This window comes from Pararhizobium sp. IMCC3301 (assembly GCF_030758315.1).
Classification (GTDB): Bacteria; Pseudomonadota; Alphaproteobacteria; order Rhizobiales.
Genome location: NZ_CP132336.1, coordinates 3,329,524 through 3,343,780, shown reverse-complemented (window position 1 = coordinate 3,343,780; position 14,257 = coordinate 3,329,524). Strand labels below are relative to the sequence as shown.

Sequence of the window (14,257 nt, the reverse complement as noted above, 5' to 3'; positions counted from 1 at the left end):
TTGTGACAATAACGTATTTTTTCCCGAATGCTACTGATCTGATCTGCTTTACAAGCATCCGTGACGACCAACTATGCCAAAAGTGTGTTGTCCGGGGGGTTCGGATGTGACGCAAAGTCGCAGCAGCACCAATGAAAGCCTGGCGGTGTTGAAAGCAACCTCCTTCGCAATCGCTGCGGGCTGGCGAGGTCGGAAAAAATTAGCCCTGTTTGCACCATCCAGATCCTTCCGCTCACTCTGTTTTCAGTGCAAAAGTGTGCAACGGCGGCGGAGAATTCCGGTCCCGCTCAAGGCGTTGCCGGTGACATGCTACTGCAATAAAGTCGACTTGCGCAGTGCTGAGTGCCGAGTCGGCCAGACGTTGAGGATTTGAGGAAACGGGAGAACTATCTGCCATGGCTAAAATAGAACGGTGCGAGATTCTGATGGTTGATCTGGTGCCCAAAGTGCGCCGGACGGATGCAATCCAGTCGTTTGACAGCCAGGAAACGCCCATTGTGCGGATCACCGACACGGATGGCGTCACGGGTACAGGATATAGCTATACAATCGGCCAGGGCGGCGCGGCGGTGATGTCGCTGCTGCGCGAGACTCTGGTTCCCCGATTGATCGGCAAGGACGCTGAGACCATTGAAGCGATCTGGCAGGATTTGCTGTTCTCAACCCATGCGACGGCGGTCGGCGCGATTACCTCGCTTGCTCTGGCGGCAATTGATACGGCGCTGTGGGATTTGAGATGCCGAAAGGCTGGCCTGCCGCTGTTCCGGCTTCTGGGCGGTGCCAAGAACAATGTGCCCTGCTACACCACCGAGGGCGGCTGGCTGCACATTGAAACCGAAGATCTGGTGAAGGATGCGCTGGAGGCAAAAGCAAACGGATTTGCCGGGTCGAAAATCAAGATCGGACGACCGCATGTTTCAGAGGACCGCGAGCGGCTTGCCGCCGTACGCAAGGCTGTCGGGCCGGGCTATGAAATCATGGTGGATGCCAATCAGGCGTTCAGCCGCGCGGAAGCAACCCGCCGGGCGCGGATGCTGGAAGAGTTCGACATTGGCTGGTTCGAAGAACCGATGCCGGCGGACAATGTGCTTGAGCATGCCAGGCTGGCCGCCTCCACCTCGGTTCCGATTGCCGTGGGCGAAAGCATGTATTCCATCAGCCAGTTCAAGGATTATCTGGTCTGCGGCGGTGCCTCGATTGTTCAGGTTGATGTCGCACGGATCGGCGGCATTACACCGTGGATGAAAGTCGCCCATATGGCCGAGGCTTTCGGAGTGCCGGTCTGCCCACATTTTCTGATGGAGCTGCATGCCAGCCTGGTCTGTGCCATTCCCAATGCGCCTTGGCTGGAATATATTCCGCAACTTGATACGATTACACAAACCGGGCTGCGTATTGAAAACGGACGCGCCTGGCCAAGCGAAGCGCCCGGTCTGGGGATTGACTGGGACTGGGACGCCATCGGCAAGGCGCGCATTGACGGCCTCTCATGGACATCGAACTGAAATCAACCGGCTAAACGAAGGAGCAAGGCAATGCAGCGAATGGGTATGGTGATAGGCCTGAAGCCGGAGAAAGTGGCTGACTATAAACGGTTGCATGCCGATGCCTGGCCGTCCGTGCTGGAGCGTCTGTCAAAGTGCCATATCCGCAATTATTCGATCTTTCTGAAAGAGCCGGAAAATCTGCTGTTTGGCTATTGGGAATATCATGGCGAAGACTTCGCCGCCGATGCCGCCCGGATTGCAGAAGACCCGGAAACCCAGCGCTGGTGGACCCACACCGACCCCTGCCAGGTTCCGCTGTCAACGCGCAAGGATGGCGAGTTCTGGGCGATGATGGACGAAGTATTTCATCTCGACTGACACGAACTTAATTCCGGGTCAGGACGCCGGCAGTGGTGCATCTTCGCGGATCAGACCTGCGCTTTTCAGGTCTGACCAGAGAGAAGCCGGGATTTCTGTTCGCCACCAGGCCATCATCTGCGAGAATTCCTGCGGTGTGCGCACACCGGGAATGACACTGGCCACGGACGCATGCGCCAGCGGAAATTTCAGTGCGGCAGCAGGAAGCGGCACATTGTGCGCCGCGCAGACTTCGTTCAGCCGCCTCGCCCGGTCAACGATTTCGGCCGGAGCGGTTTCATAATTCCAGGTCGTGCCGCCAACGAGAATGCCCGAATTGAACGGGCCGCCAATGACGATGCGCACCGACTGCGCCGCACATTTTGGCAGCAATTCATCAAGCGATTCCTGCTCCAGCAGCGTGTAGCGCCCTGCCAGGAGAAAGACATCCCAGTCACCATGATCGAGTGCGCGGATCGACACATCAATCTCGTTGACGCCGATGCCAATGGCTTTGATGTCTCCGGCGCGACGCAATTCATCGAGCGCCTTGTAGCCGCCGCTCATCGCATCGTTGAAATGGCGGGCCTCCTCATCCGGGTCAGGATGGGTGAGCGGGCCGATATCATGCAGAAACAACATATCAACATGATCGCGTCCGAGCCGTTGCAGACTGTCTTCAAAGGAGCGCATCACCGCATCATAGCCATAATCGAAATGCGGATGAAACGGCAATGGGCTGGGCCAGCCGAAAGCTGCCGGATCGTCCGGCAGACCCGGTTTCAACAACCGCCCAACCTTGGTGGAGATGATAATTTCATCTGTGCCGCGTACAACATCTCCGAGGCGCCTCTCAGACAGGCCGAAGCCGTAATACGGTGCTGTGTCAAAATACCGAATGCCGCTTTCAAGTGCTGCCCTGATTGCGGCCAGGGCGGCGGCATCATCGACAGCGTCAAGCAAACCGCCGATCGGTGCGCCGCCAAAACCCAATTGTGGAAGATCAAGTGCCATGGAAGTCCTCGCTTAAATTTATGTCTCGAAAAATTCGCTGTTTTCGTTGGTCATCAATTCTATGGAGCCCCAGATCGCCTGTAAATGAGTACGCATTTCGGTTTCAGCGAGTTCTGCATCGCCGGCCCGGATCGCGTTGAAAATAGCGCCATGCTGCCGCACCATCAGATCGGCATGGCCCGGCTGGGGCAGACCCATAAACCGCACCCTGTCCAATTGTCCCTTAACGGCATGAATCACCCGCCATGCCCGTGGCAGGGAGACGCTCTGGCACAACAGGCGGTGGAACTCTTCATCCAGTTCCATGAATTCAATATAGTCTTTCTGCTGCAAAGAGATTTCCTGGCGCTGAAGGTTGGCTTCAATCTGCAACAGGCTGGCCTCATCGATATCGCGCGCGGCGCGGCGAACAATGGCGGTTTCCAGAATGTCCCGCAGAAACTGGGCTTCCTTGATTTCCTCCATCCTGATGGGGGACACCAGAGTTCCGCGTTGCGGAAAAATGTCGACAAGCCCTTCTTCGGAAAGCCGGATAAAGGCTTCCCGCACCGGTGTCCGGCTGACACCCAGCTGCACGGAAAGTTCCTTTTCGCTGAGCGCCTCTCCGGGTTTCAACTGCAAACGCAATATGCGTTGCCGCAAAAGAGCATGGACCTGAACCGTGACGGGAACCCGCCGGTCAAGGGTAATGGCAGCTTCGGCAGAATTCATCGATAAGCCCTCCTGCCCCAGACTTGTTAGCGCCTTGGCCGTGCCTTAACCGCGCCTTGGCCACATTGCACAGTTCAGATTAACGTACTACCATGGTAGCAGGAATTTTCACGTCGTAAACCCGCATTCAGGACCTGCATCATGATTGCCATATCTGTCGATTCTCCCGGCAAACTTACAATTAAGCCAGACACCAGCACCAGACCGGAGCGTGATGAGGTTCTGGTTCGGGTGCGGCGCGCCGGAATTTGCGGATCTGACGTTCACATTCTGGAAGGCAACAATCCATTTGTGCACTACCCGCGCATCATCGGACACGAAATTGCGGGCGAGGTGGAAGCGCTCGGGGCCCAGGTGGACGGGCTGCAGATCGGAGACCGGGTAGTGATCGATCCTGTCGTATCCTGCGGTATCTGCTACGCCTGCCGCATCGGCCGCCACAATGTCTGCGCCGATCTTGCCGTTCTGGGCGTGCATCGCGATGGCGGGTTCAAATCGCATTTCCTGGTTCCGGCAGGCAATGTTGTCGCCGTTCCTGCAGAGCTTGATCTGGGCATAGCCGCTCTCGCCGAACCGTTTTCAATTGCTGCCAATGTGCTGTCTCTGACCGGATGCAGCGATGCTGATTGTGTTCTGGTCTACGGGGCCGGACCGATCGGGCTGACGGTTCTGCAGGTGGCAAAACTGAAGGGCGCGCGCTGTATCGTGGTGGATATCGATATGGCACGTCTGGAGGCAGCCCGTTCATTTGGTGCGGACCGGGTGATTCATTCGCTCTCGGAAGCGGTGCCGAACGCGGTGTCCAGCGAGAATGACGGGCTTGGACCGACGGTTGTGATCGATGCCGCAGGTGTGCCGTCTCTGATGGCCGAGGCGCTGTCGATTGCCAGTCCTGCGGGCAGAATCGGATTGCTTGGATTCTCAACCAGACCCACCGAGATTGTGCAAAAGGACATCGTCGCCAAGGAACTGGCGATTTACGGGTCGCGGCTGAACCGGAAACTGGTTCCCGAGGTGGTGGATTGGATGGCGAGCGGTGCGCTGCAACCCCAGTCGATGATCAGCCACACTTATGAGGCAGAGGATGCGGACGCCGCCTTCGCGCTGATCCGGGAAAACCCGTCCTCAACAATCAAAGTACAGTTGAAATTTTAGAACCCGCCCAAACCGCCCGTACAAAGGAGAACTTTAATGCGTCTTGATGCTCACCAGCACTTCTGGAACTATACCGAAAACGCTGATGATTTTGTCTGGATGACAGATGATCTTGGGGTTTTGCAGCAGAATTTTCTCCCCGCCGATCTGGCCCCCCTGCTGGCAGCGGCCAATATGGATGGTTGCATCGCGGTACAGGCGCGGGAAGTTCAGGCAGAGACCGATTATCTGCTCGACCTTGCTGCATCGAACCCGGTTATAAAGGGTGTCGTCGGATGGGTTGATCTGTGCGCGCCGGATGTCGAGGCCCATATTGAACCCTATACTGACACACCGGCCCTGAAGGGCTTCCGGATGTTGATCCATGATCGCGAAGATGCAGATTTTGCCGATAGTGCAGAACATGCGCGCGGCGTAGCCAGCCTTGCCAAATTCGGCCTGAGCTACGATCTGCTGTTGCGCACCATCCATCTTCCCTCCGCGATCCGCTTGGTCGACAGCCTGCCGGATCAGCCATTTGTGGTGGATCACATTGCCAAGCCGAAAATGGATGGCAGCGACTGGAAAGCGTGGCAATTCGGCATGCAGGAAATCGCCAAACGGCCCAATGTGCTGTGCAAATTATCCGGTCTTGTCACCGAGGCTGACTGGTCGGCGTGGCAGGCCGCAAGCTTTACGCCCTATCTCGACACGGTGCTTGAAGCCTTCGGACCTGAGCGATTGATGATCGGATCGGACTGGCCGGTCTGCACTCTGGCGGCAGATTATCAGACGACGCTGGACATTGTGAGCACATGGGCTGGCAGACTGAGCGCGACAGAACAGGCCGCGATCATGGGCGGCACATGCGCCAAATTCTATTCCGTGAGTTAGATGCAGTCTTACGACGCAGCGGGGGCCATTGCTTCGGCCGGGGTTTCATCGCCCTGAATGAGGTTCATGATGCGCTGGCTCATGGTGTCGTATTCGCGGCTGTTGTTGATTTCGCCGCGGACCTGATAATCGTTCAGCACGATGATGCGGTCTGCCAGCGCTATCATCTCCGGCATATCGCTGGTGATCAGCAGAATTGCGGTTCCCTGATCGGAGAGCTCTCGGATAAGCTCGTGCAGATAGGCCTTGGTCTTGATGTCGATACCGACCGAAGGCTCATCAATAATCAGGATCTCGACCTGGGCGGCGAGCCATTTGGCAACGCTGACTTTCTGCTGATTGCCGCCGGACAGATTGCCCATATTCTGGTCAAGCGATGGTGTGCGCACTTCAAGCTTGCGGATATAGGGCTCGGTGTGTTCGCGAATGGCGCGATTGGTCAGCGGTGAAAACAGATTTGCAAGCCGGCGCCAGACCGGGACACCGACATTCTCCAGCACCGAATGCAGTAATATCAGACCCTCGCTCTTGCGATCCTCACTGACATAGCCGATGCGATATTTGCCAACGGCATCGGCGACGCTTTTAATCTCGACCTTTTTGCCGTGCAGCAGAACCGATCCTTCAGTGATCGCAAATTTACCGAGGATCGCTTTTGCAAGTTCACTGCGGCCCGCGCCGACGAGGCCGTAAAGCCCGGCAATTTCGCCCTTGTGGAGGCTGAGATTAATGCCTTTATGGCCAAGCGAGGTCGCTACATTCTTCAGCTCCAGAACCGTCTCTTCGCCGGTGCGATCGCGCGCCGACCAATCCGGGATCTGCTCGTTGCGGCCAATCATCAACCGCACGATTGCCTGACGGTCAAGGCCTGCCAGCGGCCGGCTCTCGCAGGCATTGCGGCCATCGCGCAAGACGGTCACCTGATCACAAATTTCCTGCACTTCTTCAAGCTTGTGGCTGACAAACATCAGGCTCACGCCATCGCCTTTCAGGCGGCGCAGAATGGCGAATAAGGTGTCGGTCTCGTGCGAGGTCAAAGAGGCGGTCGGCTCGTCGAGCAGAAGGATTTTGGAATTCAGCGACAAGGCTTTGGCGATTTCCACCAATTGGGTTTTTGCGACGCTGAGACGCGAGACCGGAAGCGATGGATCAGCATCGATCTCCAGCAGATCCAGCCATTTGCGCGCGTCACGAAACAATTGCCGGTAATTGATCGGCTGCATCGGATGAGCGCTGAGCTTTTCCAGGAATATGTTTTCCGCAATCGAAAAGCGCGGGATCAGATTGCGCTCCTGATGCACCACGCCAACGCCTTTGGCTATGGCATCTCTGGTGCTGTGCGGCGCGAATACTTCGCCATTCAACGTCATGGTGCCGGAATCGGGCTGGTGAACGCCGGTAATCGCCTTGATCAGGGTTGATTTTCCGGCGCCGTTTTCACCCAGCAATGCGTGAATCGAGCCTTCCGACAGGGTTATGCGCGCCTCATCCAGCGCCACGACACCGGGAAATGTCTTGGTGATATTGTCAGCGTGGAACACAGTTTTGAGAGTGGTATCGCTCATGCCTGAACCTGCCCGGCATGGCGCTGTGCCCGCACTTCGCGCCAACGATTGACGCCGACCGCCCACAGGATCAGCCCACCGAGCACGACCTGAACAAGGAACGGATCGATATTGAACAGCACCAGTACCTGGGTGAAAATCGCGACGATAATAACGCCCAGCAGGGTGCCGGCCACACTGACATGACCGCCGGACAGAATCGCACCACCAATGACCGGGGCGGCAAAGGACAGGATCAGCCAGTCATCGCCAATGGTCGGCTGGCCCAATTGCAGACGTCCGACCAGCATGATGCCGGCCAGCGCCGCCAGCCCACCTGAAATTGCATGAGCGACGATGACCACAAGACGCACCGAAATACCCGACAATTCGGAGGCATGTTCATTGCCGCCCACAGCCAGGATCGAGCGTCCCAGAGGCAGCCGGTTGAGCAGATACCACAGCGCGATCGCCGCCAGGACACAGGGGATTACCAGCCACGGCAATGGCTCGATGAACGTGTTATTGCCCAGCGACTTGACGATGTCCGGGATGTCGTAAAACGGCTGGGCTTCGGTAATACCCAGATTGATGCCCTTGTAGATGGAAAGGCTGGCCAGGGTGATGACAAATGCCGAGATACCGGTGAAGGCCACCAGCACGCCGTTGGCAAGACCTGCCAGCAAGCCGATGCTCAGAGCGAGCGCCGCGGCAATGGGCCAGGGCATGCCCCAGACCTGCATCATTCCGGCAAAGGAAATCGCCGCCAGGCCTCCGATCGCACCAACCGAAAGATTCATCTGACCAATGGCAATGATGATCATCTGCGAAAACGCGATCAGCGCGTTGACCGAAATGGCGAGCAGCAGCACCTGAATATTAAACGGTGACAGAAAGGACGGATTGAGCGCGCCGACAACGACAATCGCAGCCAGTGTAATGACAAATGGTCCGAACCAGTCGGACTCCCAGAAGCGGGTGCTCATATCAACTTTCTCCGCTTCAGATAAGACCGGCGCACGAGATCGACCAGAACCGCAAACAGCAGCAGCAGGCCCAGATAGGTCTGCACCCAGAATGCGCCGACCTGCATCAGCAGCAGACCGGTTGTGAGCATGGTGACCAGAAACGACCCCAGCAAGGTGCCAAGCACCGAGACGCGTCCGCCGGTGAGCAATGTTCCGCCCAGCACGGGACCCAGGAAAGCCGGCAGCAGCCAGTCCTGCCCGAGTTGCCCGGCCATCGAGGGTATCGCGGCACCGGTGCGCGATACCAGCATCAACCCGGCAATTCCGGCAAGAACACCGGACAGCATATGGCAATAGGTAATCATTCTTTGGACACGGATGCCGGACAATTCGGCTGCGCGTTCATTGGCACCGGTGGCGAGAAATTCGCGGCCCAGCGCGGTAAAGCGAAACAACACCGAAAGACCCAGGGCGACAACAATTGTGACCAGCAACAAGGGCGAAAAGATCGAGAACAGTTTCATCCGTCCAAATGCGGTGAAGACCGGGGAAATACCACGATAGGACTCAGCATGGGTGAGAAAGATCATCATACCGAAAAAGATACTCATCGTCGCCAGGGTGATGATGAAACTGTGCAGACCGGTGCGCACAATGATGATGCCATTGATGGCGCCAAGGCCCGCGCCGACCGCAAGGCCCCCTGCAACAGCAAGCGGCCATGGCATTCCGACGCTTTCCATCAAAAGCCCGCCGAACATGGCAGCAGACACGCCGATAGCACCGACCGACAGATTGAGCCCGCCTGTGATGATGACGACCATCATGGAAAAACCAATCATGATATTGACCGCAGCTGTGCGGCCAAGCGCATAAAGGCTGAATTTCGACAGAAATGCCGGAGAAATGGTGGCAAAGATGGTTGCAAACAACACGATCAGCACCAGCAGGCCAAATTCATTGCTTAACAGGAGCCGGGTGGCAGAAAAGCGCGGCAGCGCATCTTGCTGAGAGGTATTTGCCATCATGTCCTTGAAAGCATCAGATTGATTGTGCGGGACGTCAGTTTCATACTTGCGCCCGTCTCACATCATGGAAGAAGAATTGGCGAAGCCTGGGATCAGGCTCCGCCAAACATTAAACTCAACAATCGAGATAAGTCGATTCAAAACCATCAAAAAGAGTTTTGGTGATGGCCTGCATGGACCCGACATAATTGTCGACATCATCCACGCCGGCAAACACGGTGCCGGAATCGATGAACTTGTCGGTCAGAGCGTTGCTCTTGAACGGCGCGTCAGCCTTGATAGTACAGCCGGTACGCAGCTTGTCTGCCGCATAGGAACCGATATAGCCCTGGCCATAAGGGTTCTGCAGCATGGTGCCGTGGACGAAACCATCCTTGATCGCTTTCAGGACAACTTCATCATGATCGATGCCGACCATCTTGATGCGCTTGTCGCCAATCTTGCGCAGAGCGGATGATGCGACAACGGCCGGCACCCAGGCTGTCGTGATGATGCCGTCAACCTCACCGGCATGGGCTGCCAGATAGGCGTTTATCTTTTCCTCGGCAGGTTCAGGTGCATCGATATCGGCAATGACCTGGATGACTTCCGCGCCGCCTTCTTGTGCGGCTTTTTCCACCGCGTCAATGCGCAGCTGGGTGTTGGGGTCCACCAGAAAGCCTGTAAAGTGAGCGATTTTCGCGCCGCTTCCAAGAACTTTCAGCAATTCCTTGGTGCCGAGATAGGCGGAATTTCCGGTGTCCGTTCCCATGCAGAACTGAGCGTCTGAAGGGTCTTTCAGGCAGCCGGCAAGAGCGATAACAGGAGCACCCGTATCGGCCAGTTCATTGGCGATTGCGACGGTTCCAACCGGATCACCGGGGAAAATCAGAAAGCCGTTATAGCCCTGCGTGACAAGGCTTTCGAGCATCTGGTTCTGCAGTCCAAGTTCCCATTTCTGCGGTACTTTATATGTTGCTTCGCCAAGGTTGAATTCCTTGGCAGCATCAGCACCGGCCTGTTCCCAGGCTGCAAAATAGGGATGGGGACCACCGGGAATCAGCGCAATGCGCGAAGACGGATCTGCCAGCGCAGCCGTCGGAACCGCTCCGATAACAATCAAAGTGGTGATAAGGCGTTTCAAAGACATTTAAAGTCCTCCCGTTAACTTCCAAAATCAGGTGATCACCCTGCCCCGACCAAGTGTATCATGACCGGGTTCGATGGTGATCTCACGCCGTCATGTTACTCTACCATGGTAGTGTGTCAATACGGATGGTGCCGAAATATGCCGCCTTTCGGTTTTGTTCAAGCAGCGGTCCGAGTGGGAGAGAATGCGGCTGGATCGCGCCTGGTCACGCGCAACTGATGAGCGGACAGGTCTGAAGTCGCGGTCTTCTGACAATGTCTAGAACATTTGCTGCGCAATACGGTTATAATTACAGCCCTTGGCAAAGCGCAGGACCTGACGAGGCCGACCGGTTTGAGGGTTTTCAGGCGAATTCCTGAACGCATAATGTATTGATGAAACGAACGATGAATCCAGCGTCGCTCAAGAAAGATATATGGAAACTCAGTCGCGTTTGCTGTCACCGGCACAGTGTTTTCAACGCCGGTTTTTGAACTCGACTGTCAAGGCGGTTCCACTGGCGTGAAAGTCTTCCTGAAGATTTCCGCCCAGCTGAATGGCTGCCGATGACATGATTTGCTTGCCCAGCCCAGAAGAGAGATCAGGTGTCTGCGATGGGAGTGCACGACCGGTTCCGTTGTCACGACAGGTCAGCAACAGATGGTCGTTCGACGTTTGCGTGAGCGCGATCTGAATTTCTCCGGACGCGCCATCGGGAAATGCGTGTTTAACCGAGTTTGCGACAAATTCACTTACGATCATGCCAATCGCAGAGGCTTTGCTTTGCTCCAGAGCGCAGTCAACATAATCGATCGACATCGAGATATTGTCAGGCATTACCTGTTGCAACAGATCCTGCACGCGGCGTAAATAATGCCCCGCATCAACACCGGAATTTTCATCCTTGCCCATGAGTTCCACGTGCAGGGCCGCAACCGAGTTTAACCTGCGCTCCACCAGTTGCAGAATTTCAATGGCCGCTTCATCCGTTACCTGTCGTGTCGATACTCTCAGGATCGACGCTATGGTCTGAAGCGAATTCTTGACCCGGTGGTCAATCTCCTGGCGCAAGGAGACTTCAATTTGCAATCTTTTGCGCAGCTCCAGCTGTTTCACCACCTGTTTTGACAAAACCATCAACGCCTGCTTTTGCACCGGCGTTAATTCCCGCGGCTTTGTATCAAGAACACATAAAGTACCCAATGGCATGCCGTCGGGCGCAACCAGAACAGCGCCGGCGTAAAAATTCACCCCGACATCGCCAGTATGCAGTGGGTTGTCAGAAGTTCTTGGATCAGAGCCCATGTCGTTGATCTCCAGATAGTCACCTTCCAGAAGGGCGTGGGCGCATACGGATCGATCCAGACCCGTCTCACTTTCGGGGAAGCCTACCCGCGCCTTGAACCATTGCCGGTCACTATCGACAAAGCTGATCAGCGAAACCGGGGTTTCACAAATGGCCGCCGCCAGCTCGACGATTTCCGTGAAATCAGTATCAGCGGCCGTATCCAGTATGTTGTAGGACCGAAGCGAGTTAAGCCGAAGCTGCTCGTCCGGATGTTTCACAGGCACCATCGCCAGATTCCAATTCCTCAAACAATTGAGAGCGGTCTTTAGCGAGTCCAAATGTGATGCACAACACGCTTTTTATCGGCCCATGTAACCGGATTGCGTTACAGTCCGCCATCTGGTCCTGTCTCGCAAGGGTGAACCGCCACAACGGTGAATTTTGCGCAGCTACTATGGAAGCAGATCTATGCCAGGTCTCTGGCGCGAATCCCATAAGTCATTGTATTTTTAGCAATCAGCGAAGAAGCCGAATTTTTCGAGAATTATAAGCCACTGTTTTAATTTCGACTAGATGCCAGTCTTGTTTCTAAAGCGAGGCCATGAAAGCACGCGCTTCGTCTATCGCCTGCGAACCCAATGGCGTGTAATTTGCATATTGATCAAGTGTTTCGAGCCCATCTGCAAACAGGGTGCGAGAATCGGCGATGGTCTCGCGTGCCAATTCATTATCCTGCTTGCTTAATAGTCCAGACTCCAGCAATTGCCTTGCAACCAATGCCATGCGCGCAAGGACAAAAGTGGCATGATGAATGCCTTCCATGGGCCTTGGGTCAGTTCTCAATGGCGACGAATAGAGCTCTGTTGGGGGATTGGTAACAACACCATCTTTCGGGGAGTGTGCAAACAAAACATGGTGCGATGTTTCATGCACCAATGACAGTGCACGATCAAACACACTGTCTTGCAAGTCGGCATTCTGCAGAACGGCTCCAAAAGCGCGCAGGGCCGAAGCACCGCCAAATGATGATTCCGGGTCCTCGTTGATTTCGGTAGGTTTTCCGGCCGCGACAACAATCCATGGAACGATTTCACCAATTTCGGAATGGAAAGGGAAAGCGCCGACGCGCAGCATTTGAAGGGCTTCGTCAATTTGCTGCAGTGCCAGTTCTGCTTGCCTGGCAGATGGCTCGACAAATGAAAATCGGGCATCCTCTCCCTCTGCGAGAAACGGTAGAATGACCACGAGGTCAGCGTGAGCCTCTGGTGCGCCAAGCTGTATCGATACTGTCCCGATATCTGCGGGGGAGAGCGACAAGATCCGGTTGATAGTGGCTTGCGCAGACGTCAGAGAGTCTCGCCTGATCTGGTTTATCAGAAGAAAATGGAGGGCATAGAGTGCGGGACTCTCCCGACTCCCATTGTGAAGTCGGGACAGCAGGATTTCTTTTGCACGCTGGCCGATATCCAGGCTGTGTTCAGATTGTTCGAAAATATGATCCAGGCTCAACGCAAGCGCGCCGCTCATGCGCTGAATCAGGCGTTTGCTGGAATTAGCGGTCGGATTAAACAAATCAGCCCAACTGGTTGCCGGCAGTTACAAGCGCGGCAAGAGGCCTGCAAATCAGCCAATGGCATCATTTCGAATGGCAACTGCACAACACGAAAAAGTTGTGTTCTTACTTCTGCTGATCGATCTTGCCTTTAGGCTCGCCGACTTTTTCTGAGCCAACCTGGCGCCCGTCGCGGTCGGTGCCCAGCAACTTTTGATTATCAAGAATGATTTTCGACATAACTTTCTCCTCGTTGCAACACTAAGAACCGCTTTTCATCGGAACGTCAATAATGTACTGAAGACTCAATACTGGGAGAACACTATGAAACGCAACCATCTACTGAATTCCACGGCTTTGATCGTCATACTTTCCGCAGGAGTCAGTTCCGTGTATGCGGCTGATTTAACCTATTTGGAAGTCTCTTCACCAGAAGCAGCATACGGGGACAAGCCCGCTGTTTCGGCAATCAATGCGAAAGTCGCCGCCGCATTTGGCGTGTTGGACGATGATTTCCTGTCTGTTCTGTCGGGCTCCGTGACGGCTCCAATTGGACATCGGTACGGTGTGCAGCTGGATGCAATGGGTGCTTTGCGCGATGGCGACGAGGTTTCTGGCGGCGTTGGTGGGCACCTGTTCTGGCGTAATCCCGATTTTGGATTGGTGGGATTGTACGGATCCTACACCCATGTTGAATGGGGTGCATACGAAGATATTGGTAATGCAGCAGTTGAAGCTGAATATTACTTTGATAACGTCACAATCAGCGGTTTGATTGGAGCTGAATTTGGCGATTCAGACGGTGTTTTGGCCGGGTCGACGCTTTCGTTTTATCCGATAGATGATTTGCGGCTTTATGCCGGTTATCGCTATCAACTCGACAAGAGCTACGGCGTTGCCGGATTTGAAATCCTGCCAGAGTTTGCCGGTCTTTCAAATCTTGCATTCTACGCAGACGGCATCGTTGACGAAGATGGTGACTACGGAGTGTTTGGCGGTGTCAGGCTGTATCTGGGATCCGACAAGCCTCTAAAAGCCCGCCATCGTGAAGACGATCCAATTGAGTCAGCGATCCCGCCAAATTTGCTTCAATCAATTGAGCCGAGCAAAAACACTGTCAAGCCAGAAATCGGCTAGGCGCAATCGCGGTCGTCTGCTCTGAAATCACATCA

Annotated in this window: 13 protein-coding genes; 5 read left to right on the top strand and 8 right to left on the bottom strand. The window is 55.2% G+C overall.

The window, feature by feature from the left end; genetic code table 11:
* Positions 1–395: 395 nt before the first annotated feature.
* Positions 396–1,505, top strand: a complete 1,110-nt coding sequence (locus RAL88_RS16175; RefSeq protein WP_306264885.1) for a mandelate racemase/muconate lactonizing enzyme family protein — start codon at positions 396–398, stop codon at positions 1,503–1,505.
* Between the two features lie 30 nt (positions 1,506–1,535).
* Complete coding sequence (locus RAL88_RS16170) at positions 1,536–1,865, top strand: L-rhamnose mutarotase (protein ID WP_306264884.1); 330 nt, start codon at positions 1,536–1,538, stop codon at positions 1,863–1,865.
* Positions 1,866–1,883: 18 nt separating this feature from the next.
* On the opposite strand, the gene RAL88_RS16165 is transcribed toward RAL88_RS16170, so the two are convergent.
* Both RAL88_RS16165 and RAL88_RS16160 read right to left on the bottom strand, forming a co-directional pair.
* Positions 1,884–2,858, bottom strand: coding sequence for an aldo/keto reductase (locus tag RAL88_RS16165; RefSeq protein WP_306264883.1), 975 nt, complete (start codon positions 2,856–2,858; stop codon positions 1,884–1,886).
* Positions 2,859–2,876: 18 nt separating this feature from the next.
* Complete coding sequence (locus RAL88_RS16160; protein ID WP_306264882.1) at positions 2,877–3,569, bottom strand: GntR family transcriptional regulator; 693 nt, start codon at positions 3,567–3,569, stop codon at positions 2,877–2,879.
* A gap of 141 nt (positions 3,570–3,710) precedes the next feature.
* Here RAL88_RS16160 and RAL88_RS16155 point away from each other — a divergent pair, with 141 nt between their 5' ends.
* Together RAL88_RS16155 and RAL88_RS16150 are read left to right on the top strand one after the other, a co-directional pair.
* Positions 3,711–4,724 (top strand): Zn-dependent oxidoreductase, encoded by a 1,014-nt coding sequence (locus RAL88_RS16155; protein ID WP_306264881.1) that lies wholly within the window; start codon positions 3,711–3,713, stop codon positions 4,722–4,724.
* Positions 4,725–4,760: 36 nt separating this feature from the next.
* Entirely contained in the window at positions 4,761–5,597 is an 837-nt protein-coding gene (locus RAL88_RS16150; protein ID WP_306264880.1) for an amidohydrolase, read from the top strand.
* An 8-nt stretch (positions 5,598–5,605) separates the two neighbouring features.
* On the opposite strand, the gene RAL88_RS16145 is transcribed toward RAL88_RS16150, so the two are convergent.
* The 6 genes from RAL88_RS16145 to RAL88_RS16120 form a co-directional block, all read right to left on the bottom strand.
* On the bottom strand, positions 5,606–7,162 hold the full coding sequence (locus tag RAL88_RS16145; protein ID WP_306264879.1) for a sugar ABC transporter ATP-binding protein: 1,557 nt from the start codon (positions 7,160–7,162) through the stop codon (positions 5,606–5,608).
* A complete protein-coding gene (locus RAL88_RS16140) occupies positions 7,159–8,127 on the bottom strand; it encodes an ABC transporter permease (protein WP_306264878.1) in 969 nt (322 codons plus the stop codon). Before RAL88_RS16140 ends, RAL88_RS16145 begins: the two co-directional genes overlap by 4 nt.
* A complete protein-coding gene (locus RAL88_RS16135) occupies positions 8,124–9,134 on the bottom strand; it encodes an ABC transporter permease (protein WP_306264877.1) in 1,011 nt (336 codons plus the stop codon). Before RAL88_RS16135 ends, RAL88_RS16140 begins: the two co-directional genes overlap by 4 nt.
* A 118-nt stretch (positions 9,135–9,252) precedes the next feature.
* A complete protein-coding gene (locus RAL88_RS16130; protein WP_306264876.1) occupies positions 9,253–10,266 on the bottom strand; it encodes a sugar ABC transporter substrate-binding protein in 1,014 nt (337 codons plus the stop codon).
* Between the two features lie 456 nt (positions 10,267–10,722).
* Positions 10,723–11,820 (bottom strand): histidine kinase dimerization/phosphoacceptor domain -containing protein, encoded by a 1,098-nt coding sequence (locus RAL88_RS16125; protein ID WP_306264875.1) that lies wholly within the window; start codon positions 11,818–11,820, stop codon positions 10,723–10,725.
* Between the two features lie 301 nt (positions 11,821–12,121).
* Positions 12,122–13,105 carry an HEXXH motif-containing putative peptide modification protein gene (locus tag RAL88_RS16120; protein WP_306264874.1) on the bottom strand — a complete coding sequence of 328 codons (984 nt, stop codon included), beginning with the start codon at positions 13,103–13,105 and terminating at the stop codon, positions 12,122–12,124.
* A 304-nt stretch (positions 13,106–13,409) separates the two neighbouring features.
* On the opposite strand from RAL88_RS16120, the gene RAL88_RS16115 reads away from it, so the two are divergent.
* Positions 13,410–14,222 carry a hypothetical protein gene (locus tag RAL88_RS16115; protein ID WP_306264873.1) on the top strand — a complete coding sequence of 271 codons (813 nt, stop codon included), beginning with the start codon at positions 13,410–13,412 and terminating at the stop codon, positions 14,220–14,222.
* The last annotated feature ends 35 nt before the right edge of the window (positions 14,223–14,257 follow it).